This is a genomic window from Janthinobacterium leeuwenhoeki (assembly GCF_051380795.1).
Taxonomy (GTDB): domain Bacteria; phylum Pseudomonadota; class Gammaproteobacteria; order Burkholderiales; family Burkholderiaceae_D; genus Janthinobacterium.
Genome location: NZ_JBNYXT010000016.1, coordinates 22,638 through 41,171, shown reverse-complemented (window position 1 = coordinate 41,171; position 18,534 = coordinate 22,638). Strand labels below are relative to the sequence as shown.

Here is an 18,534-nt window from a genome sequence, read left to right as displayed (position 1 = left end):
GGCCAGCCCTTCCAGGCCGGCGCCTCCCCTCCCGCCTCATCATTGGCGCGCATCACACATTCCCGCTTTCTTATACACTTGTGACGAGTCCTGGCTAAAACTGTCTACAAATGTAGTCAATCTACAAGATTCTTGCGCAATCGCATGACACTGCGCCAGCCTTTCGTTAGGGTATATTCACCCGTCACTGGAAACCTCATGCGCATACCCTTCACCGTCCTGGCCCTGCTGGCCGCCTCGCTCCCCCCGTCCGCCCAGGCACAGGACTTGTCCGGCATGGCAGGTTCCCTGAAAGTCAACTCGACCAATGAACGCACCTTTGTCGGCGCCATCAGCTACACGCAGCCGGTAGGCAATTACAATGCGGTGAGCCTGACGTACATCAACGAGGGGCACCCGGAAGACCATCACCGCGACGGCATGGCGGGCCAGGTCTGGCTGCGCACGAAAAATGTGGACCGGGGCCTGATGCTGGGCGCCGGCGTGGGCCGCTATTTTTTCTTCGACACGGCCAAGACGGATGAAGCACCGCACAATTTCGACAATGACCACGGCTGGGGTTCCATCGCCAGCCTGCAGGCGCGCTGGCAATTCGACAACCGCTGGCATGCCTTGGCCCAGGTCAACCGCATCCACCCCAGCGGCAAGGATGCCACCACGCACCTGCTGGTGGGCGCCGGCTACCGCTATGACGGCGTGCCGGGCGCCAAGCTGCACTTGCAGAACTGGGCCCACGACGACACCTTGACCTTATCGACAGGCCACACCATCGTCAACAGCTTGCGCTCCGAATCCTCGCGCCCGTTCACCGTGGAATACCGGCGCGCGGCGGGAAAATACGTGGACTGGAGCGTCACCGCCCTCGATGAAGGCGATACCGACCTGGCGCACCGGCGCGGCGCGGCCGCCCAGCTGTGGCTGATCCGTTCGCTGAATGAAAAAGTAGAATTCGGCATGGGCGCCGGCCCGTACGTGGCCTGGGATGGACGCGACGCGCAAGGCCACAGCACGCGCCTGACAGGCTTGCTGTCAGCCGTGGCCCGCTACCACCTCAACCGCCGCTGGGTGGCGCAAGTGGCGTGGAACCGGGTCATCACCGATTATCACCGCGATGCGGATGTGATTTTGGTGGGGGTGGGCAGGAAGTTTTGAGGGAGATGCAGACGTAACCCAAACCTAGGACTGGGGTCGGACCGCGAGGATCCGACCCCGGGCGTTATCGGGTTTCACGTCAATTCAGCGCGAACGCCAGACGGCACCAGCGTCATTCGGCTGCGTCAAGCGCTCGATCACTTCGCGCGTCAAACTGGCCGAGCTGACTTGTTCGGCTTGCGCGCGGGCGGCGCTCAAGGAGCTGGAAAAGACGGTTTGCGGCTGCTCCAGGCTGGCGCGCAGGGCGGCCAGTTCGCGCTCTTGCTGCTGCGCGCGCGCCGTATCCAGGTCCAGCAATTGCTGCTTGGCAGCCGCCATCGCGCGCGTGGTGTCGGCCGCCTTGCGCTGCAGGGCGGCGTGGGCCTGGGCACTGGCCAGCAAGGCTTGCTGTGCAGCGAGCTTCTCGCTGGCGGCCTGCTGCGCGGCCAGTTCCAGCTGCTCGCGCTGGCGCATGGCGTCGAGCGCCTGCTGTTCCATGGCGGCGCGCGCTTCGGCGGCCGCTGTCGCCTGCTTTTCCGCTTCCAGACGGCCGGCGATGGCTTGCGAAGCGCGCTCTTCGGCACTGCTGGTCTGGCGCTGCTGCACCAGTTTTTGTGCGATCAGGGCCAGCGACTCGCGCTCGGCGGCGACGAAATCGCGCTCGGACGCCAGCAGCGCATCTGCCGCTTGCGCCTTGTCTTCTTCCACGCGGGCGCGCTCGCTATGCACTTGTCCCAGTTCCACGGCCAGGCGCGCCTGCGCCTGCACGGCTTGCGCGGCAGCGGCTTTCTGTTCGCCTTCGACCAGGGCCTGGTCCATCAAAATACGGATGGCGTCGGCTTCTTTTTGCGCCGCTTCCCGCAAGGCCTGTTCGGCAGCGTGCTGGCCGCGCAGCAGTTCCGCTTGCGCGCCTTCGGCGGCGATGCGTTCCTGTGCCGCGTTGAACGCCAGCGCTTCCGCTTCCAGTTTTTCTTTCAAGGCGGCGATGGCGGCTTGTTCGGCGGCCAGGCGCTCCTGCTCCGCCTGCAGTACGCGCTCGGCCTGCAGGGCTTTTTCCTGCGCCAGTTGCGACGCTTGCGCCTGCGCGGCCAATGCAGCCGTGCCGGCATCGATCTCGGCCTGCTCGGCAGCGTTCTGACTGGCCGCCAGTTCCGCCGCCTGGTGCGCCAGTTCGGCGCGTTCGCGCTCCAGGCTGGCGGCGCGCTGCTGCTCTTCCAGTTCGCGGGCCGCTGCCACGGCGGCGGCCTGCTCGGCCGCTTCGCGCGCCTTGGTCTGTTCCAGCGCGGCCGTTTCCGCTTCCAGCTTGGCGTGGCCGGCGATTTCCGCATCCTGTTCGGCGGCCACGCGGGCCAGCGCCACGGCGCGCAGCTGGCGGTCCACCTCGATGCGCGCTTCGGTGGCGGCAAGGATGCGCACGTCGGCATCGCGGCGCGCCTGCGCGCTGGCCACGGCGACCATTTCCAGGCGCTCGCGGTGAATGGCCGCGTCGCGCAATTCCTTTTCCGTCTGCAGGCGCAAACGCAGGGACTGCGCCGCATGGCGTTCCGATTCCGCCTGCGCCAGGGCGATGGCTTCGCGTTCCTGTTCCAGGTGCGCCAGCGCGCGCGCTTCTTCCAGGGCGCGCACTTCGGCGGCGGCGCGGTTGAAGGCCGATTCCAGCGCGATCTGGTCCGCGCGCTCGCGCTGCACCGTCAAGTCCAGCGCTTCGCTTTCCGCTTCGGCGAGCATCTGCGCCGTCTGGCGCGCACCGTGCGCATGGCGCTCGCGTTCGCGCGCCAGCACGGCGACGCGCGCGTCGGCCGAGGCGATGCCCACCATTTCTTCCTTGGCCGCCTGCACGGCGGCGACGCGCTCGACGGCTTGCAGGCGCGCCTGCTCCGTCTGCACTTGCAATTCTTCGGCGGCGCGGGCTGCCTGTTCGGCCAGTTCCGACTGCACGGCCACCTGCTCGCTGGCGCGCAAGCGGCTTTCCTGTTCGGCGCGCGAACGCTGTTCGGCGGCCATGCGGATGGCATTATCGGACTCCACGCGGGCGCGCAGTTCGGCCGTCTCCTGCTTGACCGCTTCGAGACGGGCCACGCTGGCTTGCGCGGCGGCGCGCATGGTATCGAGACGTTCGCGGTTGGCAGCAATCGCTTCTTCGGCTGCCTGCGCATTTTGCTGTGCGGCGGCGGCGGCGGCCGCGTCGATGGCGGCGCGGTCCTCGGCCAGCGAGCGCACGCGCGCCTCGGCCAGGGCGCGGCTTTCGGCAGCGCAGGTGGCCTTCGCTTCCGCTTCCACGCGGGCTATCGCCTCGTGGATGGCTTTCAATTCCATTTTCTGGCGTTCGGCGGCCGGCGCCTTGCTGTCGGCCTCGGCTGCCGGCTCGGCTTGCGGCTCGGGCATCGCGGTGGCAGGAGCGGCAAGAGTGGCAGGAAGCGGCGCTGGTGCCTCCGCCTTGCGCTCCAGGTCCTTGAAATCATGCAGCGAGACCATGCTGTCCTGGTCGAACTCGTCGTCGGCGGAGTACGCGACGGTGAGGGAGGCGGCCTGGCGCTCATTTTGCTGTGCTTGCATGATTTCTCGCTTATTCGGGTGAATTCCATTGCTTATAGGAATTTATTAACACCATTATCGAGTAAGCACAGGCAAATCAGCACTGCAAGAAGAGCGACTTTTACCACGCTTTTCGGGCGTTTAGGTCAAACAGGCCACAATGGCGCCTCATCCATCAAGGCAACTTGCTCCCTGAGTTCAAGGATGCGGTCTTGCCAGTAGCGCTGCGTGTTAAACCACGGGAAGGCGACGGGGAAGGCGGGATCGTCCCAGCGGCGCGCCAGCCAGGCCGAATAATGGATCAGGCGCAGGGTGCGCAGCGCTTCGACCAGGTACAACTGGCGCGGGTCGAAACCGCAAAAGTCTTCATAGCCGGCCAGGATGTCGCTCATCTGGCGCACCATGTCGCCCCGCTCGCCCGACAGCATCATCCACAGGTCCTGGATGGCAGGGCCCATGCGGCTATCGTCGAAATCGACGAAATGGGGGCCGGCATCCGTCCACAGCACGTTGCCGCCATGGCAATCGCCATGCGTGCGCAGCACGGCCACGTCGCCCGCGCGGTCATAGCAGCGCTTGACGCCATCGAGTGCCTGCTGCGCCACACTGGAATAGGCGGCCAACAGTTCGGGCGGCAGGAAATTACCCTCCAGCAAGAACTCACGCGGCTCGACGCCGAACGTCTGGTGATCGAGCGCCGGCCGTTCCTGGTAGGTGGACAGCGCGCCGACGGCGTGGATGCGGCCGATGAAGCGCCCTATCCATTCCAGGGTGGCCGGGTCATCCAGCTCGGGCGCGCGGCCGCCGTGGCGGGGGAAGACGGCAAAGCGGAAGCCCTGGTACTGGTGCAGGGTACTGCCATTGATTTCCAGCGCCGGCACCACCTGGATTTCGCGTTCGACCAGTTCGGAGACGAACGCGTGCTCTTCCAGGATGGCCGTATCGCTCCAGCGCGCGGGGCGGTAAAACTTGGCCACCAGGGGCGCGCTGTCTTCGATACCCACCTGGTAGACGCGGTTTTCATAGCTGTTCAGGGCCAGCAGGCGGCCATCGCCGCGCAAGCCCACGCTGTCGAGGGCGTCGAGCACGCAATCGGGGCTCAGGGCGGAAAAGGGATGGACGGGCCGGTCGTCCTCGTGCGGCTGGTTTTCATTGTGCATAAGCGACATTGTAAGGCGCGCGCGGGCCGCCGGTGCAAACACTTCGGCGGCGCAGCCCAGCAAAGCGTATACTGGCGGCTTACATTCAATACAAAGAGCAAGCCATGCAACTCGAACAGCCATTATCAGAAAAAGAATTCGACGAATTAGACCAATTCCTGTTGTCGGAGCGCTGCTCCGAAGACGCGATGACCATGGATATGCTGCACGGCTATCTGACGGCCGTCGCCATCGGCCCGGAACCGATCATGCCGGCCGAGTGGTTGCCGCGCGTGTGGGGCGAAGATGCCGAAGATGCGCCAAAATTCAAGAACAGCAAGGAAGAAGAGCGCATCGTCAACCTGATCATGCGCTTCATGAACGAAGTGCTGGTGACGTTTGAAGTGGCGCCGAAGGAGTTCGAAGCGCTGTTCGTCGAACATGACTACGAAGGCCAGACCCTGATCGACGCCGAAGCATGGTGCTGGGGCTTCTGGGACGGCATGGAGCTGCGTCCAGGCTCGTGGAACGAAATCTGGGATTCCGAAGTGGCCGAGCTGATGCAGCCGATCTATTTGCTGGGCGCTGACGAAATCAAGGAAGAAGAACTGAAACTGGTGGAAGATCCGGTCAAGGCGCACAAGCTGGCGCAGGAACTGGAAGCGAACCTGCCGGCCATCCACCGTTTCTGGGTCCCGCGCCGCAAGGCACCGGTGCAAACCATGAAGCGCGAAGAGCCGAAAGTGGGCCGCAACGACGACTGTCCTTGCGGCAGCGGCAAGAAGTTCAAGAAATGCTGCGGCGCCGAGCCGGCAGCCGAGTAATCCCGCAGTAGCCTCACCCTCTGCGCCGGCGTCCTGCCGGCGCAGCGCTGGCATTGGCCCACGGGCTATAATCGCCGCATGAAACTCCCCGACCTGAACCTGCTCGTCGCCCTCGACATTCTGCTCGAGGAAGGCAGCGCTGTGGCTGCGGCGCGGCGCATGAATTTGAGCGCGCCGGCCATGAGCCGCACCCTGGCGCGCATCCGCGACGCCATCGGCGACCCCGTCTTCGTGCGCTCCGGGCGCGGCCTGGCGCCCACCCCGCGCGCGCTGGAATTGCGCGAGCAGGTGCGCGGCGTGGTGGAGCAGGCGCACGCCATCTTTACCTCGGGCCGCGAAGTGGACTTGCGCACCCTGGAACGCACTTTCAGCCTGTGCGCCAACGATGTATTTGTCGGCGCCTACGGCGGCAAGCTGCGCGACCTGCTGGCCCGCCATGCGCCGCACACGGTGCTGCGCTTCGTGCCAGAAGGCGATGGTGCCACGGAAAATGACGCCCTGTACGCGGGCCGCATCGACCTGTACATCAGCGCGCGGCGCGCCTTTGCGCCCGACATCAAACTGCAGCAGCTGTTTAGCAGCTCCTTTGTCGGCATCGCCCGCAGCGACCACCCGATCTTCGACGGCCCCATCAACCTCGACAGCTTTACCGAATACGAACATATCAGCGTCTCGCGGCGCGGCCTGGCGCGCGGTCCTTTCGATACGGCCCTGGCCGAGCGGGGCTACACGCGCCGGGTGTCGCTGATCAGCCCTAATTTTCAGTCCGCCATCTTCGCCGTGGCCGATTCGGGCCTGCTGCTGCCGCTGATGCCCACGCCGCTGCTGGCCATCGTCGAACGCCTGGGCTTAAAGCTGCGCACCTTCCAGCTGCCCATCCCCGTCGACAGCGTGGAGGTACTCCAGGCCTGGCACCCGCGCCTCGACCACGACCATGCGCACCGCTGGCTGCGCCGCATGATCAAGGAGCTGTGCGGCAGCACGCCGCCAGACGCTTAGGGTCTGAGCCCACAATCATTGCGCCAGACGCAATTCAGACTTCATTAATGATCAATTTTCATCATATTTAGCGCTACCTATACTGCGTGGACTGATTCTCATCCACGGAGTTCCCTGTGTCCGCTGTCCCCCTTCCTGGCGCCGTCCCCGCGGCCGCGCCGCCCGCACCTCCCATCTTCGGCCTGCGCCTGGCCACGGGCCTGGCCGGCGTGCTGCTGGCCGTGCTGGTGTCCGGCCTGAATGAAAACATCACCAAGGTCGCACTGGCGGACATCCGCGGCGCCATGGGCATCGCGCGCGACGACGCCAGCTGGCTCGTGACCCTGTATGCGGCCGCCTCGGTGTCGGCCATGGCGTTCGCGCCGTGGTGCTCCGTCACCTTCTCGCTGCGCCGGCTGACGGCCAGCGCCATCATCGTCTGCATGGCCGCCGGCGTGCTTTGCCCGCTCGCGCCGAACCTGACCGTGCTGATGTTCCTGCGCGTGGTGCAGGGCGCGGCCGGTGGCGCACTGCCACCGATGCTGATGACGGTGGCGCTGCGCTTTCTGCCGCCGAATATCAAGCTGTATGGCCTGGGCGGCTATGCGCTGAGCGCCACCTTTGGCCCCAGCCTCGGCACGCCGCTGGCGGCCTTCTGGACCGAGTACCTGGGCTGGCAATGGGCCTTCTGGCAAGTCGTCCCGGGCAGCATCGTCGCCCTGCTGATGGTGTCCTGGGGCTTGCCGCAAGACCCGCTGCGCCTGGAGCGCTTGCGCCAGTTCGACTGGCGCGGCTTGCTGCTTGGCCTGCCCGCCATCAGCATGCTGGTGGTCGGCCTGCTGCAGGGCGAGCGCCTGGCGTGGTTCGCCTCGCCGCTGATCTGCGTGCTGCTGGGCGCCGGCCTGCTGCTGCTGGTGCTGTTCTTCATCAACGAGTGGTCGCACCCGCTGCCGTTCTTCAAACTGCAGCTGCTGTCGCGGCGCAACCTCAGCCACGCCCTGCTGACCCTGGGCGGCGTGCTGTTCGTGCTGCTGGCCGTGATCCTGATTCCCTCTTCCTACCTGGCGCAGGTGCACGCCTATCGCCCGCTGCAGACGGCGCCCGTGATGCTGATGGTGGCGCTGCCGCAGTTGATCGCCCTGCCGCTGGTGGCCGCCCTGTGCAATCTCCGCGCGGTCGACTGCCGCTGGGTGCTGGCCATCGGCCTGGCCCTGCTGGCCCTGTCCTGCGTGCTCGGAGCGCGCATGTCGCCGGACTGGATACGCACGCATTTCTACCTGCTGCAAGCGGTGCAAATCTTTGCGCAACCGATGGCCGTGATTCCCTTGCTGCTGCTGGCCACCACGGGCCTGGCGCCGCAGGATGGCCCGTTCGCCTCGGCCTGGTTCAACACCATCAAGGGCATGTCGGCCGTCGTCGCCACCGGCGTGCTCGATGCGCTGATCACGCGCCGCAACCATTTCCATTCGACGGTGCTCAGCGAGCGTCTGGGCAATTTGCCGACCGCCGTGGACGTGCCGGGTTTGGCGCAGCGCATGCATGCGCAAGTCGTCACTCTGACCTCGTCCGACCTGTACCTCACCCTGGCCGGCATCGCGCTGGCCATGATCCTGATCATTCCCATCCTGCCGACGCGCGTCTATCCGCCGCGCGCCGCTTGAGTTTTCATTTTTACGAAAGAGCCTCACCATGAATGTCCCCATCCTGCGCTCGCGCGCTTTTATCCTCGGCCTGGCCCTGCTGGCCTGTGCCCTCGCCTTTTGCGCCTGGCAACTGCTGTTCGCCCGTGGCGAAGAACAGAGCACCGATGACGCCTTTGTCAGCGCCGACTACACCGTGCTCTCCCCCAAGGTGGGCGGCATCGTGCGGGAAGTGCTGGTGGAAGACAACCAGACTGTCAAGGCGGGTCAGCTGCTGGCGCGCATCGACGACCGCGACTACCAGGCCGCCGCCGCCTCGGCCCGCGCCGAAGTCGCCGGCGCCGAGGCGCAGCGGGACTATGCCCGCGGCACCTTGCAGCGCCAGCAATCGGTGATCGAGCAAGCCAGCACCCTGGTCGACGCCAACCAGGCGGAAGACAAACTGGCGCAGCAGGAACTGGCCCGTTCGCAGCACCTGGCCGGCCAGGGCGCGGGCAGCGTGCAAAACGCGCAGCAGGCACAATCACGCTTCGACGTGAGCCGCGCGCGCCTGGCGCAAAACCGCGCCGCCCTCGTCGCCACCCGCAAGCAGACGGAAATTTTGCAAGCGCAGCAAGGCGCGGCCGAAGCGGCCTTGCTGCGCGCCAGCGCCAGCCTGCAACGGGCCGAACTGGATCTGTCGCATACACAGCTGCGCGCCCCCATCGACGGCATCGTGGGGCGCCGCATCGTGCGCGTCGGCGCCCTGGTGGCGCCCGGCGCCAGCCTGATGGCCGTGGTGCCCTTGAACCGCAGCTTCGTCGTCGCCAACCTGCAGGAAACCCAGCTGACCCACGTGCGCCAGGGCCAGCGCGCCAGCATCGCCGTCGACGCCTATCCGGGCGTGCTCCTGCACGGCACGGTGCACAGCATCGCGCCGGCCACGGGCGTGACGTTTGCCGCCATCGCGCCGGAAAACGCCACCGGCAACTTCACCAAGGTGGTGCAGCGCATCCCCGTCAGGATCGCGTTCGATCCGGGCCAGGATGGCGACCGAGACCGGGGCACTCGCCTGCGCGTGGGCATGTCGGCCGAAGTGCGCATCGATACGAGCAGCCGCCGTCAACATCTGCAACAGGTGAGCGCGCGATGAAAGCACTGATCTTCATCACGGCCCTGGGCCTGGCCGGCTGCGGCAGCGTCGGCAGCGATTTCCAGCGCCCGCCCAACGATCTGGGACAGCAATGGCGCCAGGCGCAAGATGCCCGTTTCGCCGCAAGCCAGGATGGCGCCATCGAGCAGCGCTGGTGGGACAGCTTTGGCGATACCACCCTCTCGTCCCTGCTGCAGCGCGCCGCCGGCGCCAACCTCGACGTGCAGGCGGCAAGCAGCCGGCTGCAACAAAGCCGCGCTGCGCGCGGCGTAGCAGGCGCCGCGCAAGGCCCGTCGCTGGGTGCGAATGGCGACTACAGCCGCGCGCGCAACAGCGAACAAGGCTTGAGCGATCCGTCGCGCAACAACGGCCAATCCGCCTACAGCCTGTGGCAAAGCAATCTCGATGCGGCCTGGGAGCTGGACCTGTGGGGCCGCGTGCGGCGCGAAGTGGAAGCGTTTGACGCGCGGGTCGAGGTGGCCCTGGAAACGCAGCGCGGCGTGCTGCTGGCCGTGCTGGCCGAGACGGCGCGCGACTACATCGAGTTGCGCGGCGCGCAGCAGACGCTGGCCATCACGCAGCAGCTGCTCGATATCGCCCGCCACACCCTGGACCTGACCCGCATCCGCCTGCGCGAAGGCGCGGCGACGCAGCTCGACGAGGCCGAGGCGGCGGCCCACGTGGCCACCATCGAAGCGCGCCTGCCGCCGCTGCAACAGCGCGAAGCACGCCTGGGCAATGCCCTCGCCCTCTTGCTGGCGCTGCCGCCGCAAGGCTTGCGGGCGGAACTGGCGGCCGGCAAGGACATTCCGGCCATGACCATGCAGGTGCAACTGGGCGTGCCGAGCAGCCTGGCCGAACGGCGGCCCGACATCCGCCGCGCCGAAGCGCAGCTGCACGCGGCCACGGCCGCCATCGGCGTGGCACAAGGCGATTTTTATCCACGCATCACGCTCTCGGGCAGCGTCGGCCTGCAAGCGATGCAGCTGTCCGACATCGGCTGGGACGCCAAGCGCTTCGCCTTCGGCCCCGGCTTCAGCGTGCCCCTGTTCGACGGCGGCCGCCTGCGGGGCAATCTGCAATTGCGCGAGGCGCAGCAGCAGGAAGCGGCCATCGCCTACCGCCAGACGGTGCTGGCCGCCTGGCACGAGGTGGAAGACGCGCTCTCGGGCTACCAGGCCAACGCCCGCCGCCAGGCCAGCCTCGATGAAGCCGTCAAACAGGGACGGCGGGCGCTGGGCAGCGCGGAACTGCAGTACCGCCAGGGCGGCACGGACCTGATCAACGTGCTGCATGTGCAAAACACGCTCTTGAACAACGAAGCGGCGCTGGTCGACAGCCGCGCCACCGCTTCGCTGTCGCTGGTCCAGGTCTACAAGGCGCTGGGCGGCGGCTGGCAAGCATTTTCAACCACCTCGCAAGGAAGCACGCCATGAAACCGAATCCCGCACATTTCTCCATCCACGACGTCAGCGACTTTCCCATCGTGCGCTTTCGCCCTGAAACGGCCGTCACCGGCTATGCCCCGCTGTGGGAAAACGACATGGACGCCCTGCTGCGCCATGGCGTACCGTTCGTCATGCTGTTCGAAGAGGAACGCAGCGACGAAGCCCACATCGATCGCAAGCGGCGCGGCCTGTGGCTCAAGCATAACAAGGTAGCGCTGGCCGCCATTTGCCGGGGCCTGGTGTCGGTCGAGGCGGACGCGGAACAGCGCGCGCGCTTGCAGGCGATGGCGGCTGGCGCCATGAAAGCCTTCGGCATCGTGCAGGAAGTCGCCGCCACGCGCGAACAGGCCGAGGCCCTGATGGTATGGCTGCTGGGCAGTGGCCAGATGACGCGGCCGCGCACGGCGGACGTCTGGTGAGCGAGGGAGTGAGTAAGTGAGTGAGTGAGTGAGTCAGGCGGCCCTGCGTACCGTGCTTCTGGCAGGGATGACGCACACGTCACCATCGCTGCTGGTCGCCGTCGTCAGGGCGATGCCGTACAGCGCGGCCAGGGCGGGCACGGCGCCGGCATCGCTGGCGATATCGGCGACCAGCTGGCCCGAGCGCACCAGCAGCAGCCGCTCGAAGCCCAGCAAGGCGTGATTGATGTCGTGCAGGATGGCGACGACGGCGTGGCCGCGCGCGGCGCAAAACTGCTGCAGGCTGTCGAGCAGATCGAACTGCAGGCCGGGATCGAGCGCCGCCAGCGGTTCGTCGACCAGTATCAAGCCATCCTGCACATCCCACATCTGCGCGAAGATGCGCGCCAGCTGCACCCTGGCCTGTTCGCCGCCAGACAGGGTATCCAAACGACGGCCCAGCAAATGCGCGGCATGCGCCAGGGCGGCCGCCTCCTGCACGATCCGCTCCAGCTGCGGGTCGACCAGGCGCGCCACCCGTCCCAGGCCGACCACCAGCGCGCACGGCAGTCCGAAGGCCACGTTCGACCCTTGCGGCAGCACGGCGCGGCGCAGGGCCAGGTCGGCCAGCGGCCACTGCGCCAGCGGCCGGCCGGCGAACGCCACCTGGCCCGCCTGCGGGTGCAATTCGCGCGCCATCAGTTTGAGCAGCGTCGACTTGCCCGCGCCGCTGGGGCCGAGGATGGCGATGCGCTCGCCGGGCGCGACCCGTACATTGAAGGGGCCAAAGTATTGCTGGCCCAGTTGCGTGGTGACGAAGGAGAGTTCCAGCAGGGGCGTCATGTTCACCTCTAGGCGGTGCTGTGGCGGAAACGCCGCAACAGCATCAGGAAAAAGGGCCCGCCCAGCAAGGCCGTGAAAATACCGACGGGGACTTCCGCGGGAATCGCGACGGTGCGCGCCAGCGTGTCGGCCAACAGCAGCAGCAAACCGCCCATCAGCATCCCCAGCGGCAGCACGCGGCGCTGGTCGGCTCCCAGCCAGGTGCGCACCAGGTGCGGCGCGATCAGACCGATGAAGCCGATGCCGCCGCACCAGGCGACGGCAAAGCCCGTCAGCACGGCCACCAGCACGATCACCTGCGTGCGCAGCCGGCCCACGTCGATGCCCACGTGCAGCGCCTGCGCCTCGCCCAGCGCCAGCGCGTTCAGTGAGCGCATCAGGAAACGCGTGGCCCACAGCGCGCCGGCCAGCACCAGCAGCAAAGCCGCCACCTGGCGCCAGCTGCCGGCCGACAGCGAGCCGAGGGTCCAGAAAGTCAGGGTGCGCAACTGGTCGTCGTTGGCCAGGTAGATGCACAGGCCCATGACAGCCACCGTGATGGCGTTCAGCGCCACACCCGTCAGCAGCAGGCCGACGATGGAACCGGGCGTGGCCCAGCGGGCGACCCTGTCGAGCAGCACGCAAATGAGCATGGCGCCGGCAAACGCGGCCCCCGGCAATAGCCACACGCGCAACTCGGGCGCCACGTGCAGGCTGGCCGCGAAGACGATGGTGGCCGCCCCCGCGCAGGCAGCGCCGCTGCTCACGCCCAGCAGCCCGGGGTCGGCCAGCGGATTGCGAAACAGCCCTTGCGTCAGGCCGCCAGCCAGCGCCAGCGCGGCGCCGATCAGGATGGCGAACAGGGCGCGCGGCAATCGGATATGCCACAGCACATACGCGCCGCCGGACAACGCCGCGTCGCCAGATTGAAACGGCGCCAGCCAGTCGGCCTGGGCCACCGGCACGGCGCCCGCCTGCACGGCGATGATCAAGCCGCAAGCCAGCGCGGCGGCCAGCAGCCCGCCAGCGCTCCAGCGTGGCCAGCGCCAGGGCGCGACGGATACCAGGGAGGCCACGTTCATGCGGCCATGGCTTTGGCGAAGGCGGCGTCGAGTTCGGCCAGCGCCTGCGGCATGCGCGGGCCAAAGCCCAGCAGCAGCATGGCTTCCAGCGAGACGATGCGGTGCTTGCGCCCGGCCGGCGTCTGCGCCAGGCCTGGCAATTTGAGGATGCCGTCCACGCCGCCCGAAGCCTTCAAGCCCTGGTCCGTGACGAGCACGATGTCGGGCCGCGCGGCGATCACGGCTTCCGGCGTGAGCGGCTTGTAGCCGGCGAATCCACCCTGGCCGCCCTGCCCGCCCATCACGTTGACGGCGCCCGCATACGCCAGCATGGCGTCGGCGCCCGTCTCGCGTCCGCCCACCATCACCTGGTTGGGCGCATGGGCGAGGATGAACAGCACGCGCACGGTCGATTGTACCGGTGATTGGCTGCGCTGGCGCACCTTGCCCAGGGCGCCGTCCCACTGCTGTTGCAAGGCTTGCGCCAGGCGCGCGGCGGGGTCGGCACGACCCGTGATCTGGCCCACCTGTCTCACCCGTTCGAGCAAGCCTTCGAATTTGTTATTCGCGTTCAGCACCGCCACCGGCACGCCCGCGTCGCGCACCTGGCGCAGCACCGTTTGCGGCCCCGCTTCCTCGGTGGCGATCAGCTGCGTGGGCGCCAGCGACAGCACGCCCTCGGCCGACAAGGTGCGCGCGTAACCCACCTGCGGCAGCTGTTGCGCCACGGCCGGATACAGCGAGGTGGTATCGACGCCTACCAGCTCGCCCTGCGCTTCGAGCGCATAGACGATTTCCGTCAGGGCGCCGCCCACGCTGACGATGCGCCGCGCCTTGACCCGCGGCTTGGCCGCGTCGCTGACGGCGGCCAGCACCTGCATCGGCGCGGCCAGCGCCAGCGCGCCAGCCCCCATTTTTTTCAACGCGATGCGGCGCGCCACACTGGCGGCGATCATGCGGCGCATAGTTCGCCCTCCTGCAGCACACGCTCGACGACATTGCGCCATTCGCACAATTCATGCACGCCCGGCTTGCGTTCGCCGAAGAACATGACGATGGTGTCGCCCTTGGCGTCGAACAGTTCCACGGATGTCACCAGCCCATCGACGGTCGGCTTTTTCACCACCCAGGCGCTGGCGATATGGTCTTCGCGCAAATGCAGGTTGAAGCGCGTGTCGAGGACATTGATCCATGGCCCCATCACGGCGATCTTGTGCACGGGCCCGGAATGGATCTGGATCATACCGGCATTGCCGACGAAGGCCATGATGGACACTTTTTCCAGGGCGGCGCTATTGAGCAGGTCGAGCACGCAGGATTTGTCGAGCTGCTGCACGAAGCGCGCTTCGGCCAGGCGCAGGCCTTGCAGGCGCGAGACCGAATATTTTTTCAGCACGGTGAAAAATTCATGCGTGTCGCGCAAGTCGGCCCAGGCGGCGCGAAAACCGGCCACGTCGATCTGCGCGTCGGGCAGTTCCGCCGGCGGCGCCGGCGGCGCCGTCACGGCGATGCCGGCCGCCTGGTTAGCGTCGGCAAAATGCGCCACCAGCGCGTCGTAGGCGGCAAGGTCGCTTTGCGGCTTGAGGAAAATCTTGTGCACGGCGTGGCCGGCGGCATCGAAAAATTGCAGGCTGCGCTGCACTTCGTGCTCGCCCATCTCGCGGACGGCAAAGCCATGCGCCCACTGGCGGTAAAACACGCGCAGGTCGATGTCGCCGCCCAGCACCAGGCCCACGTGGTTGTTGTGGCTGGCTTTTCGATAGACGCCCGTCTTTTCATGCACGCACGAAGCGTTGCGCGTCAGCGCCATGACTTCGCCCAGCGGTTCCAGGGCGGCAATGATGGCGGGCCAGTCGGCTTGCAGGCGTTCGGCGCCCAGCAAGGCGCCATCGGCCAGCGACAGGCCGGCATGCGCGGCGATCAGCTCGCCTTCGGCAATGCCCAGTTCCTCGGCGATGTCGCGATGGCGGGCTTTTTTTTCGCGGCGCAGGCGGGCAAATTCGCCAGCGACCAGCTCGGTATTGCAAATAGGGGGCATGCTCGTCACGGTGTCTCCTTTCAAGGCGAACACTGGCTGGCATGGGCTGGCTGGTGGTGGGGAATCTTGAAATCAATTATAAATGAGAATCATTCGCAATCAAGACTTATTTGTGCACGGCCAAAAAAAGCGCCGCGACAGGAAACCCGTCGCGGCGCAAAGGAGACCGATCAGTATTGCCGATCAGTTCAGGAAAACAAGTTCAGGCGCTGGCCTGCACGGCCGGCATGGCCACCGGTTTGGCAGTGGGCCGCTGCGCCAGCAAGACCACGGCGGCCAGCACCATGGCGCCGCCCAGCAATTGTGTGCCGCTGACGGATTCTTTCAGCAAGGTCACGCCGAACGCCATCGTGATGACGGGCTCGAACGTGGAAATGATGGACGCCTTGGCCGCACCGATTTGCGCCACGCCGGCAAAGAAGGCGGCAATCGCGATGGCCGTGGAGAACAGGGCGATCGCGCTGACGGCCAGCCAGCCCGTCGCCGTGCCCGGCAAGGACACGCCTTGCCACAAGGCAATCGCGCTATTCGACAGGCCGGCCGTGCCCAGGATCACCACGCAAGCGGCTAATGGGTGAATATTCTCGCGGCTTTTCGACAGGCTGTTGCCAAACAGGATGTACACGGCGTACACGCCGGCGGCCATCAAGGCCAGCGCGATACCGATGGGCTGGCCCTGCAGCTTGCCGCCCAGGGTGATGGCCATGCCGGCAATCGCCAGCGCCATCAGCACCAGCATGCGCCGATCCAGCTTTTCCCAGCCCAGCGCCAGCGCGAGGATGGTGACCAGCACGGGATACACGTACAGCAGCATGCCGCACAGACCGCTGCTGGCATACATGAGGGCATTGAAATAGCCTTGCGACTGGGCCGTGTACATCAGGCCCATCAGCATGTAGCCAGCCAGCAGGCGGCCGCGCGGCAAGCGCCAGCCGCCCAGCCACACGAGCGGCAGCAACAGCATGGCGGCGATGACGAAACGCAAGGCCAGCATGGTCGACGGGTTGACCCCGGACGCATAGGCCGCCTTGGCAAACACTGCGGAACTGCCGAAACCGGCGGCCGACAGCAACACCAGCGCAACAGCGCGGCGATCATACATGACTAAACCTCTTTGAATACACCTGGGCAAACCTGCTGCGCGTTGCGCAGTGTTTTCCCAGGCGTTGTAACTATAAATGCCAAGCAAGGCTGGGATAATTCATGCGTGAATCATATTGCGGGTCACTTCACGCAGTGACGGCATCATATTCGCTTGCGCAAAATGAAACAAACCAATATTCTTCACGGATAGGCCAAATAATACTGAGGCTCAATTCTCTTGAAGAGTGCCATGTCACGTCCCTTGCCCCCACTCGCCGCCCTGCACGCCTTCGAAGCGGCCGCCCGCCATGAAGGTTTCCAGCGCGCGGGCGAAGAATTGCACGTCTCGGCCGGCGCCATCGGCCACCACGTGAAACAACTGGAAGCGTGGCTGGGCATCGTGCTGTTCCAGCGCCTGCCGCGCGGCGTGGTGCTCACCAGCGCCGGCCAGCGCTATGCGGCCTCGCTGGGCCCCATCCTCAACCAGCTGGCCGATGTGTCCGAGCAGGCGCGGCGCCAGGGCGATGACAAGGTGGTGACGGTGACGGCCACCAGTTCGCTCGTCTCGCGCTGGCTGATGCCGCGCCTGGGACGCCTGCGCGACCGCTATCCGCAAATCGAACTGCGCGTGCTGGCCTCGATGCACCCGGTCGACCTGGCGCGCGATGGCATCGATGTGGCCATTCGCCTGGGGCCGGGCCGCTATCCGGGCCTGAAAGTCGATTTATTGATGGAAGAATGGTTTTCCGCCGTCTGCAGCCCCGGCTTTCGCGCCAACGCGGCCAGCCTGCGCCAGCCCGCCGACCTGCTGCGCTATCCGCTGCTGCACGATGAACCGGAAGTGCACCTGCCCGGCGAAATCGACTGGACGCGCTGGCTGCACAGCTGCGGTGTGCATTACAGCGGCAATAGCGGCAACAGCGGCGCGCGCTTTTCGCATACGTATTTATGCCTGGATGCGGCCGCCAGCGGCCAGGGCGTGGCCATTGCCGCCAGCCCCCTGATCGGCGACGATCTGCGCTCGGGCCGCCTGGTGCGCGTCTTCGAACACGCCGTGCGCGGGCCCCACTGCTATTATCTGCTGCGCTCGCCCCAGGCGGAAACGCGGCCCCTCGTGCACGCGTTCTGCGAATGGCTGATCGCCGAGGCGCGCGCCGACCAGGAAACCGTCTGGCCCGGCGTGGAGACAGCATGAGTCGCCGCGAACTGGCGCGCAGCGCCGCATACATTGTCCAGCATGAGTATGAACATGCCAAGGTGACGGCGGCCGATGGCCGGCAAGCCAGCCTGGGCGAATTCTATGGCGATCCGGCCGCGGCCTTGATCGATATCAATGAGCGATGGTGCGCCGTGGCAGGCGAGGGATTGGTGCTGTGTCGGCTGGAACAGCCGTTCGGGCAATGCGTGGAATACTACCGCCAGCCAGGCGACGTGCGCTGGATCACGGATTTACGGCAAACGGGACCGTTTGCGCTGGAGTGGCAGGATGAGGATGGCGATTGGCACAGCCTTGTCTTTGAGGCGGCGGATGTGTCGGGTTACGCGCCAGGGCGCTAACCCGACCTACGCCAGCGGCGCTGAATGGCTCGTAGGTCGGCTTAGCGCGCAGCGCGTAAGCCGACAACACCCGTAAGCCGACAACACCATTACAGTTTAATAAAGTGCTCGCGGTAATATTTCAGTTCTTCGATCGACTCCAGGATATCGGCCAGCGCCGTGTGCTTCTGGTGTTTCTTGAAACCGGTAGCGATTTCCGGCTTCCAGCGCTTGCACAGCTCTTTCAATGTCGATACGTCAACATTGCGGTAGTGGAAGAACGCTTCCAGCTTCGGCATGCCGCGCACCATGAAGCGGCGATCCTGGCCGATGGTGTTGCCGCACATGGGCGACTTGCCGGCAGGCACATATTTCTTCAGGAACGCGATCAGTTCCGCTTCCGCCTGGGCTTCCGTCACGGTCGACGCCTTGACCTTGTCGATCAGGCCGGAGCGGCCGTGCGTGCCCTTGTTCCAGGCATCCATCTTGTTCAGGGTTTCATCCGACTGGTGAATCACGAACACGGGGCCTTCGGCCAGCAGGTTCAAGTGCATGTCCGTCACCACTACCGCCACCTCGATGATGCGGTCGGTGTCGGGCTCCAGGCCCGTCATTTCCATGTCGACCCAGACCAGGTTCATCTCATTTGGACGTGCCGGCACCGCAGGTGCTGGGGTGGATGCAGAGGTGGCTGCAGTTAAGTCGGTCGCTTGTGACATAATTCTCTCTTGGCCTAATCAAACTAAATAATCAGCCATTTTCTCACAGG

17 protein-coding genes are annotated in these 18,534 nt (G+C 66.1%); 9 read left to right on the top strand and 8 right to left on the bottom strand.

From position 1 onward, the window contains the following. Positions 1-198 precede the first annotated feature (198 nt). Positions 199-1,152 carry a hypothetical protein gene (locus ACQ4WS_RS14385; RefSeq protein ID WP_436477269.1) on the top strand — a complete coding sequence of 318 codons (954 nt, stop codon included), beginning with the start codon at positions 199-201 and terminating at the stop codon, positions 1,150-1,152. Between the two features lie 84 nt (positions 1,153-1,236). Here the strand turns inward: ACQ4WS_RS14385 and ACQ4WS_RS14380 are convergent, their stop codons facing one another. Next, positions 1,237-3,687: a coiled-coil domain-containing protein gene (locus tag ACQ4WS_RS14380; RefSeq protein WP_436477267.1), complete on the bottom strand. Its 2,451-nt coding sequence runs from the start codon at positions 3,685-3,687 to the stop codon at positions 1,237-1,239. A gap of 125 nt (positions 3,688-3,812) precedes the next feature. Continuing rightward, a complete protein-coding gene (locus ACQ4WS_RS14375) occupies positions 3,813-4,826 on the bottom strand; it encodes a serine/threonine protein kinase (RefSeq protein WP_436477265.1) in 1,014 nt (337 codons plus the stop codon). Between the two features lie 104 nt (positions 4,827-4,930). Here ACQ4WS_RS14375 and ACQ4WS_RS14370 point away from each other — a divergent pair, with 104 nt between their 5' ends. From ACQ4WS_RS14370 to ACQ4WS_RS14345, 6 genes are all read left to right on the top strand, one after another. After that, positions 4,931-5,629: a UPF0149 family protein gene (locus ACQ4WS_RS14370; protein ID WP_034785080.1), complete on the top strand. Its 699-nt coding sequence runs from the start codon at positions 4,931-4,933 to the stop codon at positions 5,627-5,629. A gap of 78 nt (positions 5,630-5,707) precedes the next feature. Further along, complete coding sequence (locus ACQ4WS_RS14365; protein WP_436477263.1) at positions 5,708-6,628, top strand: LysR family transcriptional regulator; 921 nt, start codon at positions 5,708-5,710, stop codon at positions 6,626-6,628. A 116-nt stretch (positions 6,629-6,744) separates the two neighbouring features. Further along, entirely contained in the window at positions 6,745-8,268 is a 1,524-nt protein-coding gene (locus ACQ4WS_RS14360) for an MFS transporter (RefSeq protein ID WP_436477261.1), read from the top strand. A gap of 28 nt (positions 8,269-8,296) precedes the next feature. After that, positions 8,297-9,379, top strand: a complete 1,083-nt coding sequence (locus ACQ4WS_RS14355) for an HlyD family secretion protein (protein ID WP_436477260.1) — start codon at positions 8,297-8,299, stop codon at positions 9,377-9,379. After that, entirely contained in the window at positions 9,376-10,815 is a 1,440-nt protein-coding gene (locus ACQ4WS_RS14350) for an efflux transporter outer membrane subunit (RefSeq protein WP_436477258.1), read from the top strand. Before ACQ4WS_RS14355 ends, ACQ4WS_RS14350 begins: the two co-directional genes overlap by 4 nt. Next, a complete protein-coding gene (locus ACQ4WS_RS14345; RefSeq protein ID WP_436477256.1) occupies positions 10,812-11,246 on the top strand; it encodes a hypothetical protein in 435 nt (144 codons plus the stop codon). Before ACQ4WS_RS14350 ends, ACQ4WS_RS14345 begins: the two co-directional genes overlap by 4 nt. Positions 11,247-11,279: 33 nt before the next feature. On the opposite strand, the gene ACQ4WS_RS14340 is transcribed toward ACQ4WS_RS14345, so the two are convergent. From ACQ4WS_RS14340 to ACQ4WS_RS14320, 5 genes are all read right to left on the bottom strand, one after another. Further along, positions 11,280-12,068, bottom strand: a complete 789-nt coding sequence (locus tag ACQ4WS_RS14340) for an ATP-binding cassette domain-containing protein (protein ID WP_436477254.1) — start codon at positions 12,066-12,068, stop codon at positions 11,280-11,282. A gap of 8 nt (positions 12,069-12,076) precedes the next feature. Further along, on the bottom strand, positions 12,077-13,129 hold the full coding sequence (locus ACQ4WS_RS14335) for a FecCD family ABC transporter permease (protein ID WP_436477253.1): 1,053 nt from the start codon (positions 13,127-13,129) through the stop codon (positions 12,077-12,079). Beyond that, on the bottom strand, positions 13,126-14,073 hold the full coding sequence (locus ACQ4WS_RS14330; RefSeq protein WP_436477251.1) for a heme/hemin ABC transporter substrate-binding protein: 948 nt from the start codon (positions 14,071-14,073) through the stop codon (positions 13,126-13,128). Before ACQ4WS_RS14330 ends, ACQ4WS_RS14335 begins: the two co-directional genes overlap by 4 nt. Continuing rightward, complete coding sequence (locus ACQ4WS_RS14325) at positions 14,061-15,146, bottom strand: hemin-degrading factor (RefSeq protein ID WP_436477375.1); 1,086 nt, start codon at positions 15,144-15,146, stop codon at positions 14,061-14,063. Before ACQ4WS_RS14325 ends, ACQ4WS_RS14330 begins: the two co-directional genes overlap by 13 nt. Before the next feature lie 202 nt (positions 15,147-15,348). Then, entirely contained in the window at positions 15,349-16,248 is a 900-nt protein-coding gene (locus ACQ4WS_RS14320; RefSeq protein ID WP_436477249.1) for a DMT family transporter, read from the bottom strand. A gap of 231 nt (positions 16,249-16,479) precedes the next feature. Between ACQ4WS_RS14320 and gcvA the strand changes: the two genes are divergently transcribed. Both gcvA and ACQ4WS_RS14310 read left to right on the top strand, forming a co-directional pair. Further along, positions 16,480-17,424, top strand: a complete 945-nt coding sequence (gene gcvA / locus ACQ4WS_RS14315; RefSeq protein ID WP_436477247.1) for a transcriptional regulator GcvA — start codon at positions 16,480-16,482, stop codon at positions 17,422-17,424. Next, entirely contained in the window at positions 17,421-17,786 is a 366-nt protein-coding gene (locus ACQ4WS_RS14310; RefSeq protein WP_436477245.1) for a hypothetical protein, read from the top strand. Before gcvA ends, ACQ4WS_RS14310 begins: the two co-directional genes overlap by 4 nt. Positions 17,787-17,875: 89 nt before the next feature. On the opposite strand, the gene orn is transcribed toward ACQ4WS_RS14310, so the two are convergent. Beyond that, on the bottom strand, positions 17,876-18,484 hold the full coding sequence (orn, locus tag ACQ4WS_RS14305; protein WP_436477243.1) for an oligoribonuclease: 609 nt from the start codon (positions 18,482-18,484) through the stop codon (positions 17,876-17,878). Between the last annotated feature and the right edge of the window lie 50 nt (positions 18,485-18,534).